This is a genomic window from Streptomyces sp. NPDC002958, from assembly GCF_055563255.1.
This window is the reverse complement of record NZ_JBVHDS010000001.1, coordinates 330,710-353,900: the sequence shown is the minus strand read 5'-3', so window position 1 is coordinate 353,900 and position 23,191 is coordinate 330,710. Positions and strand designations below refer to the sequence as shown.

Below are 23,191 nucleotides of genomic sequence, written 5' to 3'. Positions count from 1 at the left end.
CATGACGGGGGCCTGTGTCCCTGCCCGCCGGAAGGGGGCAGCACATGCCGAGGCCCGGTACCCCACGACGGGGTACCGGGCCTCAGTGGCTGATCCGAGCTACACGCCCGTGCCGTGACCGGCATTGTTTGCCCGGGACGGGGCAAAACCTGCCGGGAGGGGCACTAGTGCGAGTGGCCGTGACCGTGACCGGCCTCCGGCTCTTCCTCGGCCGGCTTCTCGACGACCAGCGTCTCGGTCGTGAGCAGCAGCGACGCGATGGACGCGGCGTTCTCCAGCGCGGAGCGGGTGACCTTGACCGGGTCGATGACGCCGGCCTTCACCAGGTCGCCGTACTCGCCGGTCGCGGCGTTGAAGCCCTGACCCTTGTCGAGGTCGGAGACCTTCGAGGTGATGACGTAACCCTCGAGGCCCGCGTTCTCGGCGATCCAGCGCAGCGGCTCGACGGCGGCACGGCGCACGACCGCGACACCGGTGGCCTCGTCGCCGGTCTTGTCGAGGTTGCCGTCGAGGACCTTGACGGCGTGGACCAGAGCGGAGCCACCACCGGAGACGATGCCCTCCTCGACCGCGGCGCGGGTCGCGGAGATGGCGTCCTCCAGACGGTGCTTCTTCTCCTTGAGCTCCACCTCGGTGGCGGCACCGACACGGATCACGCACACGCCGCCGGCCAGCTTCGCGAGGCGCTCCTGGAGCTTCTCGCGGTCCCAGTCGGAGTCCGTGGCGTCGATCTCGGCCTTGATCTGGTTGACCCGGCCCTTGACGTCGCCGGGCTCGCCGCCGCCGTCCACGATCGTCGTGTCGTCCTTGGAGACGGTGACGCGGCGGGCGGTGCCCAGCACGTCCAGACCGGCCTGGTCGAGCTTGAGGCCGACCTCTTCGGCGATGACGGTCGCACCGGTGAGGGTGGCGATGTCGCCGAGCATGGCCTTGCGGCGGTCACCGAAGCCCGGGGCCTTCACCGCGACGGCGTTGAAGGTGCCACGGATCTTGTTGACGACGAGGGTCGACAGCGCCTCGCCCTCGACGTCCTCGGCGATGATCAGCAGCGGCTTCGAGCCACCGGCCTGGATGACCTTCTCCAGCAGCGGGAGCAGCTCCTGGATCGAGCCGATCTTGCCCTGGTGGATCAGGATGTACGGGTCGTCGAGGACGGCCTCCATACGCTCCTGGTCGGTCACCATGTACGGGGACAGGTAGCCCTTGTCGAAGGCCATGCCCTCGGTGAAGTCGAGGTCCAGACCGAAGGTGTTGGACTCCTCGACGGTGATGACACCGTCCTTGCCGACCTTGTCCATCGCGTCCGCGATGAGCTCGCCGACCTGCGGGTCCTGCGCGGAGAGCGCGGCCACGGCGGCAATGTCGGTCTTGTCGTCGATCGGGCGGGCGGTCGCGAGGAGCTCCTCGGACACGGCCTTGACCGCGGCGTCGATGCCCTTCTTCAGGGCAGCCGGGGAAGCACCCGCGGCAACGTTGCGCAGACCCTCGCGGACGAGCGCCTGGGCCAGCACCGTGGCGGTGGTCGTACCGTCACCAGCCACGTCGTTGGTCTTGGTCGCCACCTCCTTCACCAGCTGGGCACCGAGGTTCTCGTACGGGTCGTCGAGCTCGACCTCACGCGCGATGGTGACACCGTCGTTGGTGATGGTGGGAGCGCCGAACTTCTTGTCGATGACGACGTTGCGGCCCTTGGGGCCGATCGTCACCTTGACCGTGTCGGCAAGCTTGTTGACGCCGCGCTCAAGGGCGCGACGGGCGTCCTCGTCGAACTTCAGAATCTTCGCCATGGGAGCTGAGCTTTCCTCTCGAACGAACTGCGCCCCCGACCACCCGGCTGGTTATTCGCGGGGGCCAGGGGCGCAGAACAGAAGCAAACGTGGGTGAATTACTTCTCGACGATCGCGAGCACGTCGCGAGCCGAGAGGACGAGGTACTCCTCGCCGTTGTACTTCACCTCGGTGCCGCCGTACTTGCTGTACAGCACGACGTCGCCGGTCTTGACGTCGAGCGGAAGGCGCTCGCCGTTCTCGAAGCGACCCGGGCCCACGGCCAGGACGACGCCCTCCTGGGGCTTCTCCTTGGCGGTGTCCGGAATGACCAGGCCGGAGGCCGTGGTCTGCTCGGCGTCGAGCGGCTGGACCACAATGCGGTCCTCGAGCGGCTTGATCGCAACCTTGGTGCTGGCGGTCGACACGATCCGGTCTCCCCCTTCGGAGATCTCACGGGGTAACAGTCTTTGGGTGGCGACCAGGTGGATCCGTCGTCGCGGGTGCCGGACCTGCCAGTCGCACAATACTGCTGGCACTCTCCAGTGGTGAGTGCCAGCACCGAGACTATGACCGCGATTAGCACTCGGTCAAGCGGAGTGCCAATTCAGTCCGTCGTGGCGTCGCGAAAAAGTCCCGCTCGCGCACGGCGCGAGGGGAACCGGCCGCATGCGACGGTCCGGGCAACGCAACGGTCCGGACACATAGGGACAACGCAGGGACGGACCGCGCCGTTCCGTACGACCGCGGGTTCATGCTCGAACCGGCCCTGGGCGGGCGCGGTCCAGGTCCTGGCCGCGCTCCTGCTGTGCCTGATGACGACGCTGGTCGGGCTCGCAGACTACCGCCGGTCACACCCGGCGCCCGCGCCCGCTCCTTCGTACGATCCCGGCCGGTCCGGCCACCAGCGCCTCAGCGGGGGCGACAGCCGAGAGTGCCGGGACTCCGGCAGCTGACGGCAGGCGATGACGACCAGCGACCCGGACGCCCCGTGGTCACCGTGGTCACCGCGGTCACGGTGACCACGGGGCGGATGTGCCTGCGGGCCCGCAGCGGGTGCCGGCTGCGGGTGGGTCACCCTCCGTGCGGCCTTGCGGCCCAGCCGTTCGATCGGGTCCACCGACTGTGCGCACCCGGCAGTGGCGGCCAGGAGCGCACCGGTTGTCAGGAGTCCGGCGAGGAGCCGGTGCGCCCTCCTCATACGTAGTCCTCCAGCCGGGCCACGGCGTACCCCTTGTCCGTGATGGTCTTCATGACCGCCCGGATCAGGTCGGCCATGCTGACGCCCCATTCCTCCCGGCCCCGGAAGTGCGTGAGGATGATGTCGCCGGGGTGCAGGTCCTGGTCCTCCTCGCGCCACTCCATGTGGTCCGGGAACGCCTCCGCGTTCCAGAGCGGCACGGCCTTGATGCCGCAGGACTTCGCGATGCGGAGCGTGTCCCCGTTGTAGTTGCCGTACGGCGGGCGGAAGAGGGTGGGGCGCTTGCCGTACTGCTGCTCGATGACGGCCTGCTGGTCGCAGATCTCGCTTCTCTGCTCGGGGTACGAGAGCCCTGGCAGATAGGGGTGGTTGAGCGTGTGGTTGTTGAGGCCGACGCCCAGTCGCTGCATCTCCAGGAAGTACCCGTAGCTGTCGCGCACCAGGTAGTCGCTGAGGAACGCGCTGTACGGGATGTCCAGCTCGTCCATCATCTGGAGCAGTTCGGGGTCCTTCTCGGCACCGTCGTCCACCGTCAGGAAGACGATCCGGTCCTTGGTCGGGACGGTGGTGAAGACCGGCGGCAGCGAGTCGTCGCCATCACTGACCTCGAACCCCTCGCGGGTGGTGATGTGCGGCTTCACGGCGGGCGGCGGGGGTGCGATCAGCGGCGGCCTGTCCAGCCCCCATTTCTTGGCGAGTGCCGCCCGTACGGCCGGACTGAACCTCGCGTTCTCGCGGGACCCGGCGGGTGCGCCATAGCCGGCCCGCTGTCCGGGGCCCGCATTCTGCCCGGGACCGCCCGGGGGGCCGGCGGCGGGCCGGGGCAGGAGCCCGTCGCCGAACCCCCGGCCGCCGGTTTCGGAGGCACAGCCGGAGCCGATGGCCAGGAGCACGGCCAGGACCGCGCAGACCGGCCGGTACCTGCCAAGGCCCCGCCCGCGCCCGGGTTCGAGTGCGCCCGATTCACTCCTTTTCATGGCCGATCTTCCTTTTGTCGTACAAAGTTGTATGGCGCCGCATCCTGCCAGGACGTGAGGGGCGTCCCCGCCCGACACCGCCACCGGGTCCGCCGGTCAACCCGGCTGGCTCACAATGGGACGGGTGAACGCTCTCGACCCGAACGACCCGTCCGACGCCGACGACCGGTCCGACGCTCCCGACCCGTCCGACGCCGACGACCCCCTCGCCGCCTTCCTGGCCCTGCGCACCCCCGAGGGCGCGGCGCTCCTGGACGGGCTGCGGTCCTACGACCCCGCCCAGGAGCTCGCCACCGCCACCCGGCTGCGCCGCACCCACCCCGCCTCCCTGGTCTCGGCGGCACTGGGGCAGGCGCGGCTGCGACAGCGGGCGGTGGCGAAGTTCGGTGCCGAGGACGCGTACCGGATGTTCTTCACGCCCAACGGCGTCGAGCAGGCGACCCGTACATCGGTGGCCACCCATCGCGCGCAGCGGTTCGTGGAGGCGGGCGGGGTACGGAGCGTCGCCGACCTCTGCTGCGGGATCGGCGGCGACGCGATCGCGTTCGCGCGGGCGGGCATCTCCGTCCTCGCGGTCGACCGCGACCCGCTGACCGCCGAGGTGGCCCGCGCCAACGCCGCCGCGCTCGGCCTGGACGGGTTGATCGAGGTGCGGTGCGCCGATGTCACCGAGATCGACACCTCGCCGTACGACGCGGTCTTCGTCGACCCGGCCCGGCGCGGCGGAAGGGGCAGAATCTTCGACCCGGAGGCGTACTCGCCGCCGCTCTCCTGGGCGACCGGCGCCGCGCTCGCGGCCCCCCGAGCCGCGCTGAAGATCGCTCCGGGCATCCCGCACGAGGCGATCCCGGCGCAGGCGGAGGCGGAGTGGATCTCGGACGGCGGCGATGTGAAGGAGGCGGTGCTCTGGTTCGGCGAGGGCTTCGCACCCGGTTCGTACCGCGCCACCGTGCTCCCGGCCCGCGCCGCCCTGTGGTCCGCGGCCCCGCTGCCCGCCCCGCCCGTCGGACCGGTCGGCCGCTATCTGTACGAGCCGGACGGCGCCGTCATCCGTGCCCATCTGGTCGCCGACATCGTGGCGCGGTGCGACGGCCGGCTGATCGACGAGACCATCGCGTACATCACGAGCGACGAGCCGTACGAGTCCCCGTACACCTCCGCGTACGAGATCACCGACCGGCTGCCGTTCAACATGAAAAAGCTGAAGGCCCTGCTGCGGGAGCGCAAGGTCGGCGTCCTGACGGTGAAGAAGCGCGGCTCGGCGGTCGAACCGGAGGAAGTGCGCCGCAGGATGAAGCTCCAGGGGCCGAACTCCGCGACGGTCTTCCTGACCCGGGTGGCCGGAGCCCCGACGATGCTGATCGGCCATCCGGTGACCGGCCCCGCCTGACCGGGGGGCGGTTGGCCCCGGACAGGGTCCGGGGTCAGCGGTGCGTGCCGCCCCGGATGGAGAGCAACGGCTCCGGAGCGGGTGACCCGATCAGCACCCGCAGCACCCAACGGCGGTGGGCGAACGCCTTGGTGACACCGATCAGTCCGACGATCCAGCCGATCATCCCGAGTCCCATGACCAGGGCGACCAGGCCATAGGTGTATCCGTCCGCCTCCGCAGTCGCCGGGACGGCGAAGCACGCGTACAGCCCGAGTGCGCACAGCGCGAAGGACATCAGCAGCCAGACGAGGCTGACACCCGGCACCCGCAACACCGCGTCCCGCACCGGATCACGGTCCAACTCGCCCCAGGCAGTGAGCAGTCGGCGGATGTCCAGGTCGCGGCGCAGACCGATGACAACGAGGATGATCGCGGGCACCATGCAGCAGGCGCCCATGCCGACGAGAAGCACACCGAGCATGGCGCCGAAGATGTCGTACGACTCCTCGAACGTGACGATCGCCGAGCCCACCAGCAACCAGCCGAGCGCGCAGAGCGCCCCCCACAACCACAGCATGGCCAGCCGCCCGGGCGAGACATGCATCTTCACCAACTCCCCGAGCACCACGGCCCGGTCGGCGAGCAGCGCCTCACGGTCGGGCCAGGAACGTATCTCCACGGGCGGTGGGGGCGGCGGCAGTTGTGCGCGGCGGGACATGGGTCGACCTTACCGACCGTGAGCCCTCCCCCCTACGGGCGGCACGGCGCGTCGGGGTTGTTGCGGTGCCATGACTCGACGCGATCGTCGAGGGGCTGATCAGCCGAGGGATTCGACGGCTTCCAGCGACTCGAAACGCCAGCGGTGCACCGGGCGGGTGATCAACTCCGCTGCGGGTTCGGGAAGTTCGGGCAGCTCGTCGCCGTACTCCCCCGCCCACCAGGTGATGACCAGAACCCGGTCCTGCGGGGCGCGCAGCAGCTCGCGGCGGAGCGGCTCGCGGGCCAGCTCGGCCGACCGGGCCCGCGCCCACTCCAGGAGTTCGGCGCCCCGGCCGGCCACGGCACGGGCCTCCCACATGAGTGCGACGGTCATGAGTAGAGGTTGTCCTTGCTGATCTCGTGGACGTGGTCGTGGTCGTGCGCAAAGGCGCCCGGTACGTGGGGGTCGGTCACCGGCAGCGACGAGTCCGCGGACAGCTCCAGGTCCGAGGCCGGCCTGTTCCGGGCGACCATCTCCGCGCCGAGCGCCGCGACCATCGCCCCGTTGTCCGTGCACAGCCCCGGCCGCGGCACCCGCAGCCGGATGCCGGCCCGCTCGCACCGCTCCTCGGCCAGCGCCCGAAGCCGCGAGTTGGCCGCGACGCCGCCGCCGATCATCAGGTGGTCGACGCCCTCATCCTTGCAGGCCCGGACGGCCTTGCGGGTGAGCACATCCACCACGGCCTCCTGGAAGGACGCCGCCACATCCCGTACCGGCACCTCCTCACCCGCCGCCCGCTTGGCCTCGATCCAGCGGGCCACCGAGGTCTTCAGACCGGAGAAGGAGAAGTCGTACGCGGGATCGCGCGAACCGCTCAGACCGCGCGGGAACGCGATCGCCCTCGGGTCGCCCTCCTTCGCCAGCCGGTCGATGACCGGGCCACCGGGGAAGCCGAGGTTCAGCACCCGGGCGATCTTGTCGAAGGCCTCGCCCGCCGCGTCGTCGATGGTCGCGCCCAGCGGCCGTACGTCATGGGTGATGTCGGGTGCGAGGAGCAGCGAGGAGTGGCCGCCGCTGACCAGCAGCGCCATCGTCGGCTCGGGCAGCGGACCGTGCTCCAGCTGGTCGACGCAGATGTGCGAGGCGAGGTGGTTCACCCCGTAGAGCGGCTTGTTCAGCGCGTACGCGTACGCCTTCGCCGCCGAGACACCGACGAGCAGCGCGCCCGCGAGCCCGGGACCTGCGGTGACGGAGATGCCGTCGAGGTCGCGGGCGCTGATCCCGGCCTCCTTCAGGGCGCGCTCGATGGTGGGGACCATCGCCTCCAGGTGCGCGCGGGAGGCGATCTCCGGGACGACGCCGCCGAAGCGGGCGTGCGTGTCGACGCTGGAAGCCACGGCGTCGGCGAGCAGCGTCGTACCGCGGACGATGCCGACGCCGGTCTCGTCGCAGGAGGTCTCGATGCCGAGTACGAGCGGTTCGTCAGCCATCAGTCAGTCTCTGTTCCCTGTACGTGCTCTTGTCCGTGCTCTTGTACGTGCTCTTGTACGTGCTCTTGCACGTGCTCTTGCACGTGGAGGCGCATGACGAGTGCGTCGACGTTGCCCGGCTGGTAGTAGCCGCGGCGGAAGCCGATCGGTTCGAAACCGAAGCGTTCGTAGAGCCTCTGCGCCCGGGTGTTGTCGACGCGGACTTCGAGGAGCACCTCGGCGCACTCGAAGGCCGTGGCGTGCTTCAGCAGATCGGTGAGGAGTTCGGAGCCGAGGCCGCCGCCCCAGTGGTCGCGGGTGACACCGATCGTCTGTACGTCGGCCAGGTCACCGGCCGCGGCGAGACCCGCGTAACCGACGATCCGGCCGGTGGCGGGGTCCTCGGCCACGACATAGCGGCGGGTGGCCCGCGGGCCGCGGGAGTGCGCCAGCTCGGACCAGAACATGCCGGCAGACCAGGCGTCGTCCGGGAACAGCTCGCGTTCGAGTTCCAGCACCGGATCGATGTCCCACCAGCGCATCTCGCGCAGAACGGCAGTCGTGGTCATCACTTCGGGGTGACCACCTTGTAGTTCTTCGGGACCTGGGCGTCGGGCCTGCGGAGGTAGAGGGGCTGCGGCGGCAGCAGTTCCGCGCCTGCGGCGAGACGCTCCGCGGCGAGGGCGGCGAGCGCACCCGCGGACACGTGCTCGGGGCCCCGGGCGTCCGGGAACGACTCGGGGTAGAGCACCGCGCCCGCGCCGACGACGGGAAGTCCGGCGAGCTGCTCGGCGATGTCGGCGGGCCGGTCGACGGCGGGCTCCGTGACACGGGTACGGGGGTCCTCGTACCGCGCCCAGTAGACCTCCTTGCGGCGGGCGTCCGTCGCGACGGCGAACGGGCCTTCCAAGCCGTGCTGACCGGCGGCGTACGCGAGACCGTCCAGGGTGCACAGCCCGTGCACGGGTACGGAGAGCGCAGAGCCGAAGGTCGCGGCCGTGACCAGGCCGACACGCAGCCCGGTGTACGGTCCGGGGCCGACGCCCACGACCACGCCCGTCACGGCGTCGAGTTTCGCTCCGGCCTCGGCGAGGACCCGGTCGACGGCGGGCAGCAGCAGCTCCCCGTGCCTTCTGGCGTCGACCTGGCCGGACTCGGCGACGACGGAGGTCCCGTCGTGAAGGGCGACGGTGACGGCGGGGGTGGCGGTATCCACGGCGAGCAAGAGCACGCAAACAGCCTACGGCTCCTTCGACCGGCCCCGGCGTCCCGTACGGCGTCCTGGTACGACCGGCCCCGGCTGCTACCGTCACCATGTACACGCGGGTACGACGTAAACGCTTGTACTACATACGGAAGCGAAAGGGGTGCGCACGGTGGCTAGGGGCAGCTCGGGAATCGTGGCCGGGCTCACTGCGGCGGCTCTCGCCGCGGTCGGTTTCCTGGCCTACCAGGCATCGGCGAACGCCCCCGACTCCGTCGCCGTCCCCAAGCCGAAGACTTCCAGCAGCGCTCCCGCCGACGGCCATGACAAGCCGAAGGACAAGAAGCCTCCGGCCGCGCTCCCTGCCGACTCCGGTACCGGGAAGCGTGTGGTGTACGCCCTGGAGGACCGTCAGGTGTGGCTCGTCGACGCGGCCGGGAAGGTGACCAGGACCATCGAGGTCATGCCGAGCGCGCTGAGTCCGCTGCCCGGGACGCACCAGGTGGACTCGCGCTCGGGGCCCGCCACCAAGGGCTCGGACGGCGTGACGATCGAGCACGTGGTGCGGTTCGCGATGACAGACGGCTTGTCCGTGGGATTCAGCGCGGCGCTGGACGGCTCGATGGAGAGCCCGGATCCGTCGCTGAAGACGGGGGGCGTGCGGATGTCCCGGGCCGACGGGGATGCGATGTGGGAGTTCGCGACGGTGGGCACGAAGGTCGTCGTCGTCCCGTAACTGTCAGCTGCCGCCGTTCTGTCCCCGCTCCCGTCCCCAACGGGACAACGCGCACGGGCTATGCCGCGTCGCGCCGGGACGGCAGCCCGTCCGTCTCTTCCTCGGCCGGCTCGGCCGGTGCCGGTGGCCTGGACACCGCCGTCGCGGCGGCGCACGAGGCCAGCAGATCCTTCATCGACAAGGCGAACGGCGGCTGCGACTGCGGCTGCGGCTGCGGCTGTGGCTGTGGCTGCGGGTCACGCTCGGGCGTCGGCATGGATGCCTCCTGGAGCTCCGGTGGAGGTCGTGGTGAGGTAGGCCTAACCAGGTCTCACGCCCATGTGACCACGACCACCGCTCCCCGTGCAAGAATTTACCGACGGCTTGTCGGAAAGAATGCCCATGCCGCCGCTGCCGAGCCGGGCGACCAGACGGTGGCCGCCGAGGCCTGCGGATCGTCATGGCCGACAGGAGCGAACACCGACCCCTACTGAGCGCGCACAACGCCCCTACCGGGCCGCCTGTCCCGGCAGTTCGGTGGCCATGTCCTCGCGCAGTCCCGCCCAGCGCGCCCCGATCCCCACCAGCGTCACCGAGCGCCGTTCGTCGTCCGTGTCACCGACCGTGCGGTGGATCACCACCTGCAGCCGGTCCTCCGACAGCTCCTCGACCTTGCCGTCGCCCCACTCCACGACCACCACCGACTCCGGCAGCGACACATCGAGGTCCAGGTCCTCCATCTCGTCGAGCCCGCCGCCCAGGCGGTACGCGTCGACGTGGACCAGTGCGGGACCGCCGGTCAGCGACGGGTGGACACGGGCGATCACGAAGGTGGGCGACGTGACGGCGCCGCGCACCCCGAGGCCCTCGCCGAGCCCCCGGGTCAGCGTCGTCTTCCCGGCGCCGAGCTCACCGGTGAGCATCACGAGGTCGCCGGGGCGCAGTACACCCGCGATCCGGCGGCCGAGGGCCTGCATCTGTTCGGGGGACTCGACGGCGAGGCTCACGGTGACGGTGCCCGGCGCGGCGCCCTCGGCCACCTCAGCCGCCAGGCTGTTGTGCGGTGCTTCCATGCCCGCCAACGTTAGCCGCTGCCGGTACCGCCCCGACGCGTACCAGCAGGTCCGCCAGCCGGTCCGTCACCGTTTCCGGGTGTTCCAGCATCACCAGATGACCGGCGTCCGGGACGATGACCAGCTCCGCGTCCGGGAGATGGTCCGCGATGGCCTCGCTGTGCGAGCTGGGCGTCACCAGGTCCTTGTCGCCCGCCAGAATCAGCACCGGGAGGTCACGGAAGGCGGGCAGAACGTGGCTCTTGTCGTGTTCGGTGAAGGCCGGGTAGAACTCGGCGACCACATCGATCGGCGTGGATTCGATGAGCCGCTCGGCGAACCGCTCGACCGCCGGGTCCACGTCCCGCGAACCGAACGAGTACCGTTTGATCAGCCCGGCGAAGAGATCGGCGGTCGCCCGCCGGCCCCGTTCCACCAGCTCGGCCTGGGAGCCGAGTGCCCTGAGCACCCCCGGCAGCACCCGCCGCACCGCGTTCACGCCCGCGATCGGCAGCCCGAAATTGACCTCGCCGAGCTTCCCGCTCGATGTGCCGACGAAGGCGACGGCTGCAACCCGGTCCCGGATGAGCTGGGGGTACTGCTCGGCGAGCGCCATCATCGTCATGCCGCCCATCGAGTGCCCGACCAGTACCAGTCGGCCCTCCGGGGCGGCCGTGTCGATGACCGCCTTCAGATCGCGGCCGAGCTGGTCGATGCCGACCGTCACCCCGTCCGCCTGGGCCCGGCCCCGCTCGGAGCGGCCGTGGCTGCGCTGGTCCCAGTGGACGGTGCGGACCAGACCGCGCAGCGCCGCCCGCTGGAAGTGCCAGGAGTCCTGGCTGAGGCAGTAGCCGTGGCTGAAGACGACGGTGACGGGCGCGGGCGCCTTGCGGCCGAAGAGCCGACGGCGGCGCGTACCGGCCCCCGTGGCGGTACCGGAGGCGATGGTGCCGCTCTCGCCGCCCCCGGTGGCCCCCGTACCGCCGTCCGGTTCGACCTCGTCGACCTCGTAGTACAGCTCGGTGCCGTCGTCGGCCGTGGCCCGGCCCGGCAGCCCGCGCAGCGAGCCGTACGGGCCCGAGGCGTCCAGCGCCATCCTGGCCTTCCTGCGCATGCCACGGCCCACGGTCAGCCGCTCGACCGCGACACCGGCGGCCGCACCTGCCGCGATCACGCCTATGGCGGCTCCGGCGATCCCTGCCCGGCGCCAGCCGACCGCCGTAGCGGCCGTCGTCACCGCGTCCCCCGCGCTGATCTCGCTCACCGTGCCGCGCTCCTCGTCGGTCGTATCCGTCAGGTCAGGGCTGGTCTGTTCCGGTCGTGCTCAGATCGTGCCTGGTCAGGGGAGCTTGATCGGTCAGGACTCGGCCGGGGTGCCATGCAGATGGACGCGCGGTACACGGGCGCCGATGCGGGTGACGATCTCGTACGCGATCGTGTCGGCGGCCTGCGCCCAGTCCTCGGCGCTCGGCTCGCCCAGATCCCCCGGGCCGAAAAGCACCGCCTCGCTGCCCACCTCGATCTCGTCCCCGTCGAGGTCGACGACGAACTGGTCCATGGCCACCCGGCCCGCGATCCGCCGCCGCACACCGCCGACCAGGACGGGTGCACGGCCGGACGCATGGCGCGGGATGCCGTCCGCGTAACCGACCGGCACCAGGCCCAGGGTGGTCTCGGCGGAGGTCGTGTAGTGGTGTCCGTAACTGATCCCGTGACCGGCCGGCACGTGCTTGACCAGGGCGATCGACGCGCTGAGCGTCATGACGGGGCGCAGCCCGAAGTCGGCCGGGGTGCCCAGCTCGGGGCTGGGCGAGATGCCGTACATCGCGATCCCGGTCCGTACGAGATCGAAGTGCGCCTCGGGGATCGTCAGCGTCGCCGGGGAGTTGGCCATGTGGCGCACCTCGGGATCGACGCCCTCCTTCTCCGCGTACGCGACCATGTCGCGGAACGCGTTCAGCTGGGCGGCGATGGAGGGGTGGCCGGGTTCGTCGGCGCAGGCGAAGTGGGACCAGAGGCCGGTGATCCTGACGGTGCCCGCGTCCTCGGCGGTGCGGGCGGCGGCGACCAGCTCGGGCCAGTCGGCGGGCTGGCAGCCGTTGCGTCCGAGGCCCGTGTCGGCCTTGAGCTGGATACGGGCCGGAATGCCGGCCTCCGAGGCTGCGGCGACGACCTCGCGCAGGGCCCACATCCCGCTCACCGACACATCGATGTCGGCCTCGATCGCCTCGCGCCAGGGCCCGCCCGGCGTCCACAGCCAGCACATCACCCGGCCGCCGAGCCCGGCCGCCCGCAGGGCGAGCGCCTCCTGCGGCGTCGCGGTGCCCAGCCAGGTCGCCCCGGCCTCCAGCGCGGCCCGGGCGCAGGGCACCGCGCCGTGCCCGTACGCATCGGATTTGACGACGGCCATGAGTTGCGCGCCGGCCGCCCGTGCGCGCAGTACACGCACGTTGGCGCGCAACGCGGCAAGGTCGATCTCGGCACGGGCTCTCAAGGACGCTGTCTCGTTCATCGCGCTCAGTCTCTCAGAGGCGTACGACAGGGCCCTCGGGCGACGGGGCGGGCAGGGTGCGTCGCCGGGACGTCCGTTGTGCTGCTGCGTGTGCGCGCCTCAGTGACGGCGCAGCTCGCGTTCCAGATGGTCGACGAGGACCGGGACGTGGCTGTGCGGTACGTCCTTGACCGCCGTGACCAGCGTCACCGGTCCGCCCCCGCGGACCAGCTCCACCAGCTCTCCGACGGCCGCCGTGTGGGCGGGGTCGGTCAGTTCGGTGCGGTAGCGGTCGACGAAGTCGTCGTAGCGGGTGCCGGTGCGGTCCTCGTGGTACCAGGCGCGGAGCTCGTTCGACGGGGTGACGTCCTTGAGCCACTTGTCGATCCGGGCCCGGTCCTTGGCCACGCCGCGCGGCCAGAGCCGGTCGACGAGAACGCGGGTGCCGTCACCGTCCTCCTGCGGGTCGTACACCCGGCGTACGCGTACATCGCTGCTGCCCACGATCGGCCCTCCTGTCGACTCCTGCGGCCCCCTGTCGGCGCCTGCCTGCGCCTGCCCGCGCCTGCCCGCGCCTGCCTGCGCCTGCCTGCGCCCAGGATCACTCAGGCCCGTACGTCCCGCCACGCCGCCGGGACCGCCTCCGCGACGTCCTGCGCGGCGACGGGAGAGCCGTTGGAGGCGTGGCGGGCGGCTAGGCCGTGCAGATAGGCGCCGACCGATGCGGCGTCGCGCGGGGCGAGGCCCGCGGCCAGCAGGGAGCCCGTCAGACCGGAGAGGACATCGCCGCTGCCTGCCGTGGCCAGCCAGGAGGTTCCGGTCGGGTTGACCCGCACGGGAGTGTGTCCGGTGTCGGTGGCGACCAGGGTCGTCGACCCCTTGAGCAGGACCGTGGCGCGGTAGCGGGTGGCCAGTTCCCGTACGGCGGCGAGCCGCCCCGCCTCGACCTCCTCGCGCGGGACGCCGAGCAGGGCTGCGGCCTCACCGGCGTGCGGGGTGAGGACGGTCGGTGCGGTGCGCGAGCGCACGGCGCCGGCGTCGAGCAGCCGCAGCCCGTCCGCGTCGACGAGCACCGGGACGTCCGCGGCCAGCACGTCACGGACCGCCTCGACGGCCTCCGCACCGTCACCGAGTCCGGGCCCTACGACCCAGGCCTGCACCTGCCCCGCCTTCGACGGCGGCCCCGCGTGGACCAGCGTCTCCGGATGGCGGGCGATCACCGCGTCGGCCCCCGGACCGACGTACCGCACGGCTCCGGCACCGCCCCGCAGCGCCCCGGAGACGGCCAGCACCGCGGCACCCGGATACCGCGCCGACCCGGCAACGATGCCGACGACACCACGCCGGTACTTGTCGCTCTCGCTGCCCGGAACCGGCAGGAGCGCGGCGACGTCCGCGTACTGCAACGCCTCCAGGTCGGGTACGTCGGGCAGCTCGGGCCCGAGCCCGATGTCGACGAGGTACAGCGCGCCCGCCCGGTCGGCGGCCGGATCGACGAGCAGCCCGGGCTTGTACGTGCCGAAGGTGACGGTCGCGTCGGCGTGCACCGCGTCGCCGAGCACCTCGCCGCTGTCCGCCTCGACCCCGCTGGGCAGATCGACGGCGATGAGGGCCGCACCGCTTGCCTCGAAGGACCGCACCAGCGCGGCGGCCTCCGGGCGCAGCCCACCGCGCCCGCCGATGCCGGTGATCCCGTCCACGACGAGATCGATGTGCCCGCCCCAGGCGCTCGTCGCCGTGTCGCCCTCCGCCACGCTCCCGCCCGCTGCGAGCAGCGCCGCGAGCCCGCCTTCGTGGGCGCGCCCCGGCGCGGTGAGCATGGCGCGCACGCCCGCGCCGCGGCGGGCCAGCCGGGCGCCCGCGTACAGCGCGTCGCCCCCGTTGTCGCCGCTGCCGACGAGCAGGACGACCCGGGAGCCGTACACCCGTCCGCGCCGCCGCAGCACATCGGTGCAGGCTGCCGCGAGTCCCGCCGCGGCGCGCTGCATCAGGGCGCCTTCGGGCAGCCTGGCCATCAGGGCCCGCTCGGCGGCCCGAACCGTCTGAACGCTGTACGCGGTACGCATGTGCTCAACCCTCCGCGATCACCACGGCCGACGCCACCCCCGCGTCATGGCTGAGCGACACATGCCAGTGCCGTACGCCCAGCTCGGCCGCGCGCGCGGCGACCGTGCCGCGGACCCTCAGCCGGGGCTGACCGCTGTCCTCGACGTACACCTCGGCATCCGTCCAGAGCAGGCCGCTCGGCGCGCCCAGCGCCTTCGCGAGGGCCTCCTTGGCGGCGAACCGCGCGGCGAGCGAGGCGATACCGCGCCGCTCGCCGCTGGGCAGCAGCAACTCCCTCTCCAGGAAGAGCCGGTCGGCCATCTGCGGCGTACGCACCAGCGCCGCGTCGAACCGTTCGATCTCGGCCACATCGATCCCGACCCCGATGATCACGCATGTTCCTTCACTGCTCGCTACTCCACGGTCACGGACTTCGCCAGATTGCGCGGCTGGTCCACGTCATTGCCGCGGGCCGTCGCCAGTTCGCAGGCGAACACCTGCAACGGCACGGTCGACACCAGCGGCTGAAGCAGCGTAGGCGTAACGGGAATGCTGATCAGATGGTCGGCGTACGGAACGACCGCCTCGTCGCCCTCCTCGGCGATGACGATGGTGCGGGCGCCGCGGGCCCGGATCTCCTGGATGTTCGACACGATCTTGTCGTGCAGCAGCGACCGGCCGCGCGGCGAGGGCACGACCACGACGACCGGAAGACCGTCCTCGATGATCGCGATCGGCCCGTGCTTGAGCTCACCTGCCGCGAAGCCCTCGGCGTGCATGTACGCGAGCTCCTTGAGCTTCAACGCGCCTTCCAGGGCGACCGGGTAGCCGACATGGCGGCCCAGGAAGAGCACGGTGTCGTGGTCGGCGAGGGAACGGGCGAGTGCGCGTACGGGCTCCATGGTCTTCAGGACCCGTCCGACCGCCCCGGAGATCTCGGAGAGCTGGCGGATGACGGTCCGGATCTCGTCACCCCACTTCGTGCCGCAGATCTGTCCGAGATACAGGGCGACGAGATAGCAGGCGACGAGCTGGGTGAGGAAGGCCTTGGTGGAGGCGACGGCGACTTCGGGCCCGGCGTGCGTGTAGAGCACGGCGTCGGACTCCCGCGGGATGGTGGAGCCGTTCGTGTTGCAGATGGCGAGGACCTTCGCGCCCTGTTCGCGGGCGTGCCGCAGGGCCATCAGAGTGTCCATCGTCTCGCCGGACTGCGAGATCGCGACGACGAGGGTGCGGTGGTCGAGGATCGGGTCGCGGTAGCGGAACTCGCTGGCCAGCTCGGTCTCACAGGGAATGCGGGTCCAGTGCTCAATGGCGTACTTGGCGATCATCCCGGCGTGGAACGCGGTACCGCAGGCGACGATGACGACCTTGTCGATCTCCCGGAGCTCTTGCGGCGTGATCCGCACCTCGTCGAGATGGAGCCGGCCCGCGCCGTCGATCCGCCCGAGGAGCGTGTCGGCAACGGCCTTGGGCTGTTCGGCGATCTCCTTGAGCATGAAGTAGTCGTGGCCGCCCTTCTCGGCGGCGGAGACGTCCCAGTCCACGTGGTACTTACGGATTTCGGCGGGCCGCCCGTCGAAATCGGTGACGGTGACGCCCTCCCGGCGCAGCTCCACCACCTGGTCCTGGCCCAGCTCGATCGCGAAACGGGTGTGCGCGATGAACGCGGCCACATCGGAGGCCAGGAACGACTCGCCCTCCCCCACACCCACCACGAGCGGCGAATTGCGCCGGGCCCCGACCACCGCGTCGGGCACGTCCGCGTGCACGGCGACGAGAGTGAACGCGCCCTCCAACTGCCGGCAGACCTGCCGCATCGCCTCCGCCAGGTCCGCGCAGGACGAGAATGCCTCGGCGAGGAGGTGGGCGACGACCTCGGTGTCGGTCTCGGAGGCCAGATCGTGGCCGCGCTCGGCGAGTTCGGCGCGCAGGACGGCGAAGTTCTCGATGATCCCGTTGTGCACGACGGCGACGCGGCCCGCGTTGTCGAGGTGCGGGTGGGCATTGGCATCGGTGGGGGCGCCATGGGTGGCCCAGCGGGTGTGCCCGATCCCGCTGGTCCCGGCCGGGAGCGGCGCCTCGACCAGCGCCTTCTCCAGATTGACGAGTTTCCCGGCCCTCTTCGCGGCGGCCAGCCCGCCGTCCGCGAGGACGGCGATGCCCGCCGAGTCGTAGCCCCGGTATTCGAGGCGCTTGAGACCCGCGACGACGACATCCTGCGCCGACTGCCCACCGACGTAACCGATGATTCCGCACATACCGTTCCCTTCCTGGTCACCCGCCCCTCTTCTTCGCATCGTCGCAGAAGGTGAACGGGGCGGCAGGGAGAGCGGCCGACAAATCAAGCCTGTCCGGCGATTGAGGACAAGTTGCTACCGGCGGTCGCACACCGCCACCCCAGAATGGTCCGGGCGGCCCCCAGGAGTTCCGCCACCCGCGCAGGGGCCAGTGAGCGGCGCCGGACGGCCTCGCTCGACGACACGACGGCCAGTGGGGTGCAGTCCCTGTCGGTGACGGCGAATCCGTACCCGGCTGGTCGAGATCCGGGGCACGATGACGCGGCTGACAATCACGCGCATTTCGCGCCACTCCGGCTGATCAGCCGTCATGCGCAAGGTGGTGCCCGGAACCGGACTCGAACCGGCACGCCCCCGAGGGGCAGCGAGGTTTAAGCTCGCCGTGTCTGCATTCCACCATCCGGGCCTGGCGCGCGGCTCCGCGTTGGCACATGAGCCTATCCGGGAGCTTCCTCCGATCAGTGGATCAGTGGCGCGATGTTGTCTTATTTTATTGACCGTTTGAGGGTTCGTCAGCACTCGCAGGAGCACATCGTCACATGCCTGGGCGGGGACACGGGTACGGCGACCGTTAATCCGGATTGACGTAAAGTCGCCGCACCCGGACGGAGCATTTGCCAGGCGCGCGCCATAGATCGCCATGGGCGCGCCACCGGGCCGGGCAACGACGCCGTCGGAGCGCCGCGCAACGGGGCCGGCGCCGGGCCCCGGCTCAGGGCCGGCACCGGGCCGCCTCAGAGGCCGGGAACTCCCCCTCTGCGACGCGGAATACGGCGCTCTCCCAGCAACAGAGCGACGAGCATGCCGTCCCGGTGAGGTGACCGAAGAGGCGGCAAGATCCGCAGCCGGACGGATGTCCTCAGGGCCGGTGTCATACCGCAGGAGGACGCGGGGACCCCCTTGGTGCGACTCAAGAGGGCCTCTGGAACGGGCACGGGGGCTGACGACCTGCGGCGATACGGCGGTGACGATGGAGGGGTTCCGAACGCAACCGAACGCAACCCCGGACGAGGCCCTCGGCCGGAGCCCCGAATCAGGAGATTCCCGTGACCACCACTTCCACCGCACACCGCGTCACCGCGGTGGCCGCCCGCGCCACGGATCTGTCGAAGGTCTACGGAGAGGGCGAGACCAAAGTCACGGCCCTGGACCGGGTCTCCGTGGACTTCCCGCGGGGCGAGTTCACCGCGATCATGGGCCCGTCCGGCTCCGGCAAGTCCACGCTGATGCACTGTGTGGCCGGCCTCGACAGTTTCAGCAGCGGTTCGGTACGGATCGGTGAGACGGAGCTGGGCTCCCTCAAGGACAAGCAGCTCACCCAGCTCCGCCGGGACAAGATCGGCTTCATCTTCCAGGCGTTCAACCTGCTGCCGACGCTGACGGCGCACGAGAACATCACGCTCCCCATGGACATCGCGGGCCGCAAGCCCGACGCCGAATGGGTGCGCCAAGTCATCGACATGGTGGGCCTCTCCGACCGGCTGACCCACCGGCCGACCGAACTCTCCGGCGGCCAGCAGCAGCGCGTCGCGGTGGCCCGTGCCCTGGCCTCGCAGCCGGAGATCATCTTCGGTGACGAGCCGACCGGAAACCTGGACTCCCGCTCCGGCGCCGAGGTCCTCGGCTTCCTGCGCAACTCGGTGCGCGAGCTGGGGCAGACCGTGGTGATGGTGACCCACGACCCGGCGGCCGCCTCCTATGCGGACCGGGTCGTCTTCCTCGCGGACGGCCGGATCGTCGACCAGATGATGCACCCCACCGCGGACGGGGTCCTCGACCGGATGAAGGCGTTCGACGCCAAGGGCCGTACCAGCTGAAGCCTGCCCTTCCTCGCGCCCTCTTCCGGACCACTTCCCCATCCCAGGACTGACAGACATGTTCCGTACCGCCCTGCGCAGTGTGCTCGCGCACAAGGCCAGGTTGCTGATGACCGTCCTCGCCGTGATGCTCGGCGTGGCCTTCGTCTCCGGCACCCTTGTCTTCACCGACACCCTCGGCAATGCCTTCCGCAACCAGTCGGCGAAGAGCTACGACAACGTCGCCGTCGCCGTCACCACCTACGCCGACCAGCGCGACGAGAAGACGCCCGCCATCACCGCCGCCACCCTGGAGAAGATCCGGGGCCTGGACGGTGTGGACACCGCCACCGGCCGGGTCTCCGGCTTCGCCGGGGTCGCCGACCCCGACGGCAAACTGATCGGCAACGGCTGGTCGAACACCGGGGGGAACTACTCCCCCGGCAAGAACGGCAAGGACTCCGCGTACACCTTCGTCGAAGGTTCGGGCCCGGTCGCGGCCGACCGCATCGCGCTCGACAAGGAGACCGCGAAGAAGGGCGAGTACCACGTCGGTGACCAGGTCAGGGTCGCCACGAACGGGCCGGTGAAGGAGTACACCCTCTCCGGTGTCTTCACCACCGAGGACGGCGCGGTCAACGCGGGCGGCAGCCTGGTCCTCTTCGACACCCCGGTCGCCCAGAAGCTCTACCTCAGGCCCGGTGAGTTCCAGGAGGTCACCGTCGCCGCCGCGGCCGGCGCCTCGGACCAGAAGCTGCTCGACGAAGTGAAGCCGCTGCTGCCCGAGGGCGCCGAGGCCAAGACCGGCAAGGCCCTCGCCGATGAGCAGGCCAAGCAGATCGAGAGCGGTCTGAACGGCCTCAACGCAATGCTGCTCGCCTTCGCGGCGATAGCCCTCTTCGTCGGCGTCTTCCTGATCGCCAACACCTTCACCATGCTGGTCGCCCAGCGCACCAAGGAGCTGGCACTGATGCGCGCCGTCGGCGCCTCCCGCCGCCAGGTCAAGCGCTCCGTGCTCCTGGAGGCGGCGGTGGTCGGCGTGATCGCGTCGGTCGTCGGTTTCGTGCTCGGCCTCGGTCTCGCCACCGGACTGCGCTCCGCGATGAGCCTGTTCGGCGGGAACGTCCCGGCCGGACCGCTGATCATCTCGCCCACCGCGGTCGCTGCCGCGTTCGGCGTCGGCGTCCTGATCACCGTGCTGGCCGCCTGGCTGCCCGCCCGTCGGGCCGCGAAGATCCCGCCGGTAGCCGCGATGAGCAGCGTCCATGCGACGGCCACCGTCAAGTCCCTGGTGCTGCGCAACTCGATCGGTGCGGTGCTCACCCTGCTCGGCGGCGCGGCGATCGTCGCAGGTGCGGCCAAGGCCGGAACGACCGGCCGGTACGTCGTCGGCTTCGGCGCGTTCCTCGCGCTGGTCGGTGTCATCGTGCTCATCCCTCTGCTGTCGCGGCCGGTGATCGCACTGATCCGCCCGCTGCTGCAGCGCCTGTTCGGAGTCTCCGGAAAGCTGGCTGCGCAGAACGCGGTCCGTAACCCGCGGCGTACCGGAGCCACCGCCTCGGCGCTGGCGATCGGCCTCACCCTGGTCACCGGTATCTCGGTGCTGGGCGTCACCGTCGGTCAGGCGATCGACCGGGCCACGACGGACAACATCAAGGCCGACTACATGGTCTCGATGGCGAGCGGCAGGCCGCTCGACGAGTCGGCACTCACCGCCCTGGAAAAGGCCGACGGCGTCGTCGCGGTCTCGCCCCAGCAGGCTGCCTACCTCATGGACGAGGACGAAACGTACCACTCGGCCTCCGGAGTCACGCCGGGCGATGTCCAGCAGGTCCTCTCCGTGAAGACGGTCTCCGGTTCGCTGGACTCGCTGAACAACGGCGAGATCGCCGTCGACGACAAGACCGCGAAGTCGAACGGCTGGAAGACCGGCGACACTCTGCCCGTGACGTACGAGGACGACAAGAAGGGCACCCTGAAGGTCGGCGCAATCTACGAGAAGAGCGAGTTCCTCGCGTCGATCCTGATGCCCAAGGACATCGTGGACGCGCACCAGAGTTACCCGGAGATCCGCGAGATCTGGGTGAAGATGGACGGCGGCGCGTCGAAGGCCAATGAGCAGGCCGTGGTCGACGCCCTGGGAGACAACCCGGCGATGTCCGTCATGGACCAGCAGGACATGAGGAACACGTTCGGCGGCTTCATCAGCCAGGCCCTGAACATCATGTACGGACTGCTGGCAATGGCCCTGATCATCGCGGTGCTCGGGGTCGTCAACACCCTGGCCATGTCGGTCTTCGAGCGTCAGCAGGAGATCGGCATGCTGCGGGCGATCGGCCTGGACCGACGCAGGGTGAAGCGCATGATCCGACTGGAGGCCGTGGTCATCTCGCTCTTCGGTGCGCTGATCGGTGTCGGGCTCGGCGTGTTCCTCGGCTGGGCGGTCGGCCAGACCATCGCGTCGTCGATCCCGGGCTACGCGCTGGTCATCCCGTGGGACCGGATCGCGCTCTTCCTGGCGCTGGCAGGACTGGTGGGTGTGCTGGCCGCGCTCTGGCCGGCCCGCAGCGCCGCGAAGCTGAACATGCTGACCGCGATCAAGACCGAATAGCAGCCGGCCGGGATCGGGACGGTACGGGCCGGTACGCGCAGCACGGAGCTGCGCGTACCGGCCCTCGGTGTATCGCGTCGCGGTTCCGGTGTCTCCCGGTGCCGGTGTCTCCCGGTGCCGGTGTCAGCCGGTGCCGGTGTCAGCCGGTGCCGGTGTCAGCCGGTGCCGGTGTCAGCCGGTCGCGGACGCCGTCCAGTCGCGGGCCCGCAGCGGCATGCGGGAGGCCCCGCCCTGTTCCGGGCGCACCACGAGGATCTGGTTGACACCGATCTTGTTGTGCTCGAAGGAGAGCGCGGAGGCGGCCATGTAGAGGCGCCAGACCCTGGCCCGTCCCGGCGAGGACATCCGGACCGCGCGGTCCCAGTGCTTCTCCAGATTGGCGACCCAGCTGCGCAGAGTCAGTGCGTAGTGTTCGCGGATCGACTCGACGTCACGCGCTTCGAAGCCCGCTTCTTCGAGGGTGGTCAGGGTCCGTCCCACCGGGGCCAGTTCGCCGTCCGGGAAGACATAGGCGTCGATGAACTCGTCCACGTGGTAAGCGGACTCGTCCCTCTCGGGGCGGCGGGCGATCTGGTGGTTCAGCAGCCGGCCGCCGGGCTTGAGGAGTGCGTAGAGGTCGTCGGCGTATTCGCGGAAGCGGACGGATCCGACGTGTTCCGCCATGCCGATGGACGAGATGGCGTCGTACGGGCCGTCCCTGACGTCCCGGTAGTCCTGGACCCGGACCTCGATCCGATCGGCCAGGCCCTCCTCCGCGATGCGTTTCCTCGCATAGGCGGCCTGTTCGACGGAGAGGGTCACTCCGGTGACCCGGGCACCGTACTCACGGGCCGCGTGGATGGCCATGGAGCCCCAGCCGCAGCCGACGTCGAGGAGGCGGTCGCCCTCCTTCAGCGCGAGCTTGCGGCAGACCAGGTCGAGCTTGTCGCGCTGGGCGTCCTCAAGGTTGCCGTCGTCCTCCCAGTAGGCGCAGGAGTAGACCATGGACGGGCCGAGGACCAGTTCGTAGAAGTCATTGCCCACGTCGTAGTGGTGGCTGATGGCCTCCTTGTCGCGGCGCTTGGTGTGGAGGGTGCCGGTGCGGCGGCGTACCTCCTCGGGCGGCGGGGGCGGCGGGAGCCAGGGGCCGGCGAGCTGCAACAGCCCTTTGGCGAAGGCCCGCACCTTCGGGTCGCGGACCGGGTGGACGCCGTCCTTGGCCTCCACGCCGCGCTCCCAGATCAGCGAGGCCATCAGGTCCAGGGCCTCGTACAGATCACCTTCGATATCGAGCTCGCCCGCCACCCAGGCGCGGGCCAGGCCCAGTTCACCCGGCTTCCAGAGCAGCCGGCGCAGCGCGCGGCGGTTCCGGATGACGAGGACGGGGGCACCGGGCGGTCCGGATTCGCTGCCGTCCCAGGCCCGGATACGGACCGGCAGTCTTTCTCCCAGCAACTCCTCGGCGAGAGCGGTCAGCCGCAATGCGGCGTCTGCCATGGCGCACACCTCCGT

Annotated in this window: 21 protein-coding genes and 1 tRNA gene; 4 read left to right on the top strand and 18 right to left on the bottom strand. The window is 70.6% G+C overall.

Annotated features, from left to right (window positions below; genetic code table 11):
- Positions 1 to 164: 164 nt before the first annotated feature.
- The 3 genes from groL to ACZ3IC_RS01700 form a co-directional block, all read right to left on the bottom strand.
- Positions 165 to 1,787: a chaperonin GroEL gene (groL, locus tag ACZ3IC_RS01710; RefSeq protein WP_467411528.1), complete on the bottom strand. Its 1,623-nt coding sequence runs from the start codon at positions 1,785 to 1,787 to the stop codon at positions 165 to 167.
- Positions 1,788 to 1,885: 98 nt separating this feature from the next.
- Positions 1,886 to 2,194: a co-chaperone GroES gene (groES, locus tag ACZ3IC_RS01705; RefSeq protein ID WP_124716902.1), complete on the bottom strand. Its 309-nt coding sequence runs from the start codon at positions 2,192 to 2,194 to the stop codon at positions 1,886 to 1,888.
- Positions 2,195 to 2,963: 769 nt separating this feature from the next.
- Positions 2,964 to 3,944 (bottom strand): polysaccharide deacetylase family protein, encoded by a 981-nt coding sequence (locus tag ACZ3IC_RS01700; RefSeq protein WP_467411526.1) that lies wholly within the window; start codon positions 3,942 to 3,944, stop codon positions 2,964 to 2,966.
- 115 nt (positions 3,945 to 4,059) lie between these two features.
- Between ACZ3IC_RS01700 and ACZ3IC_RS01695 the strand changes: the two genes are divergently transcribed.
- Positions 4,060 to 5,334, top strand: coding sequence for a THUMP-like domain-containing protein (locus ACZ3IC_RS01695; RefSeq protein ID WP_467411525.1), 1,275 nt, complete (start codon positions 4,060 to 4,062; stop codon positions 5,332 to 5,334).
- A 34-nt stretch (positions 5,335 to 5,368) separates the two neighbouring features.
- On the opposite strand, the gene ACZ3IC_RS01690 is transcribed toward ACZ3IC_RS01695, so the two are convergent.
- The 5 genes from ACZ3IC_RS01690 to tsaB all read right to left on the bottom strand — a co-directional run bounded on the left by ACZ3IC_RS01690 (position 5,369) and on the right by tsaB (position 8,716).
- Positions 5,369 to 6,034 carry a hypothetical protein gene (locus ACZ3IC_RS01690; RefSeq protein WP_467411524.1) on the bottom strand — a complete coding sequence of 222 codons (666 nt, stop codon included), beginning with the start codon at positions 6,032 to 6,034 and terminating at the stop codon, positions 5,369 to 5,371.
- Positions 6,035 to 6,133: 99 nt separating this feature from the next.
- Positions 6,134 to 6,409, bottom strand: a complete 276-nt coding sequence (locus ACZ3IC_RS01685; RefSeq protein ID WP_467411522.1) for a hypothetical protein — start codon at positions 6,407 to 6,409, stop codon at positions 6,134 to 6,136.
- Entirely contained in the window at positions 6,406 to 7,506 is a 1,101-nt protein-coding gene (tsaD, locus tag ACZ3IC_RS01680) for a tRNA (adenosine(37)-N6)-threonylcarbamoyltransferase complex transferase subunit TsaD (RefSeq protein WP_467411521.1), read from the bottom strand. The genes ACZ3IC_RS01685 and tsaD overlap by 4 nt, the downstream gene beginning before the upstream one ends.
- On the bottom strand, positions 7,506 to 8,057 hold the full coding sequence (rimI, locus tag ACZ3IC_RS01675) for a ribosomal protein S18-alanine N-acetyltransferase (RefSeq protein ID WP_467411520.1): 552 nt from the start codon (positions 8,055 to 8,057) through the stop codon (positions 7,506 to 7,508). Before rimI ends, tsaD begins: the two co-directional genes overlap by 1 nt.
- Entirely contained in the window at positions 8,054 to 8,716 is a 663-nt protein-coding gene (gene tsaB, locus ACZ3IC_RS01670; protein ID WP_467411518.1) for a tRNA (adenosine(37)-N6)-threonylcarbamoyltransferase complex dimerization subunit type 1 TsaB, read from the bottom strand. Before tsaB ends, rimI begins: the two co-directional genes overlap by 4 nt.
- Positions 8,717 to 8,861: 145 nt before the next feature.
- On the opposite strand from tsaB, the gene ACZ3IC_RS01665 reads away from it, so the two are divergent.
- On the top strand, positions 8,862 to 9,425 hold the full coding sequence (locus ACZ3IC_RS01665; protein ID WP_467411517.1) for a hypothetical protein: 564 nt from the start codon (positions 8,862 to 8,864) through the stop codon (positions 9,423 to 9,425).
- A 58-nt stretch (positions 9,426 to 9,483) separates the two neighbouring features.
- On the opposite strand, the gene ACZ3IC_RS01660 is transcribed toward ACZ3IC_RS01665, so the two are convergent.
- The 9 genes from ACZ3IC_RS01660 to ACZ3IC_RS01620 all read right to left on the bottom strand — a co-directional run bounded on the left by ACZ3IC_RS01660 (position 9,484) and on the right by ACZ3IC_RS01620 (position 17,699).
- Positions 9,484 to 9,681 carry a hypothetical protein gene (locus ACZ3IC_RS01660; protein ID WP_467411515.1) on the bottom strand — a complete coding sequence of 66 codons (198 nt, stop codon included), beginning with the start codon at positions 9,679 to 9,681 and terminating at the stop codon, positions 9,484 to 9,486.
- A 232-nt stretch (positions 9,682 to 9,913) separates the two neighbouring features.
- Positions 9,914 to 10,477 (bottom strand): tRNA (adenosine(37)-N6)-threonylcarbamoyltransferase complex ATPase subunit type 1 TsaE, encoded by a 564-nt coding sequence (gene tsaE, locus ACZ3IC_RS01655; protein WP_467411514.1) that lies wholly within the window; start codon positions 10,475 to 10,477, stop codon positions 9,914 to 9,916.
- Positions 10,446 to 11,720, bottom strand: coding sequence for an alpha/beta fold hydrolase (locus ACZ3IC_RS01650; protein WP_467411513.1), 1,275 nt, complete (start codon positions 11,718 to 11,720; stop codon positions 10,446 to 10,448). Before ACZ3IC_RS01650 ends, tsaE begins: the two co-directional genes overlap by 32 nt.
- A 93-nt stretch (positions 11,721 to 11,813) precedes the next feature.
- Positions 11,814 to 12,968 (bottom strand): alanine racemase, encoded by a 1,155-nt coding sequence (alr, locus tag ACZ3IC_RS01645; RefSeq protein WP_467411511.1) that lies wholly within the window; start codon positions 12,966 to 12,968, stop codon positions 11,814 to 11,816.
- 99 nt (positions 12,969 to 13,067) lie between these two features.
- On the bottom strand, positions 13,068 to 13,454 hold the full coding sequence (locus ACZ3IC_RS01640) for a DUF488 domain-containing protein (protein WP_467412088.1): 387 nt from the start codon (positions 13,452 to 13,454) through the stop codon (positions 13,068 to 13,070).
- 98 nt (positions 13,455 to 13,552) lie between these two features.
- The gene (locus ACZ3IC_RS01635; protein ID WP_467411510.1) at positions 13,553 to 15,013 is read right to left on the bottom strand and encodes an NAD(P)H-hydrate dehydratase; all 1,461 of its coding nucleotides are present in this window, start codon (positions 15,011 to 15,013) and stop codon (positions 13,553 to 13,555) included.
- Between the two features lie 4 nt (positions 15,014 to 15,017).
- Positions 15,018 to 15,386 carry a holo-ACP synthase gene (locus tag ACZ3IC_RS01630; RefSeq protein ID WP_467411507.1) on the bottom strand — a complete coding sequence of 123 codons (369 nt, stop codon included), beginning with the start codon at positions 15,384 to 15,386 and terminating at the stop codon, positions 15,018 to 15,020.
- A gap of 20 nt (positions 15,387 to 15,406) precedes the next feature.
- Positions 15,407 to 17,254, bottom strand: coding sequence for a glutamine--fructose-6-phosphate transaminase (isomerizing) (gene glmS, locus ACZ3IC_RS01625; RefSeq protein WP_467411506.1), 1,848 nt, complete (start codon positions 17,252 to 17,254; stop codon positions 15,407 to 15,409).
- A gap of 359 nt (positions 17,255 to 17,613) precedes the next feature.
- Positions 17,614 to 17,699, bottom strand: a tRNA-Leu gene (locus ACZ3IC_RS01620).
- Between the two features lie 640 nt (positions 17,700 to 18,339).
- Here ACZ3IC_RS01620 and ACZ3IC_RS01615 point away from each other — a divergent pair.
- Positions 18,340 to 19,110 carry an ABC transporter ATP-binding protein gene (locus ACZ3IC_RS01615; RefSeq protein WP_467411504.1) on the top strand — a complete coding sequence of 257 codons (771 nt, stop codon included), beginning with the start codon at positions 18,340 to 18,342 and terminating at the stop codon, positions 19,108 to 19,110.
- Positions 19,111 to 19,168: 58 nt separating this feature from the next.
- Entirely contained in the window at positions 19,169 to 21,700 is a 2,532-nt protein-coding gene (locus ACZ3IC_RS01610; protein ID WP_467411503.1) for an ABC transporter permease, read from the top strand.
- Positions 21,701 to 21,871: 171 nt separating this feature from the next.
- On the opposite strand, the gene ACZ3IC_RS01605 is transcribed toward ACZ3IC_RS01610, so the two are convergent.
- Entirely contained in the window at positions 21,872 to 23,176 is a 1,305-nt protein-coding gene (locus tag ACZ3IC_RS01605) for a class I SAM-dependent methyltransferase (protein ID WP_467411501.1), read from the bottom strand.
- Positions 23,177 to 23,191 lie beyond the last annotated feature (15 nt).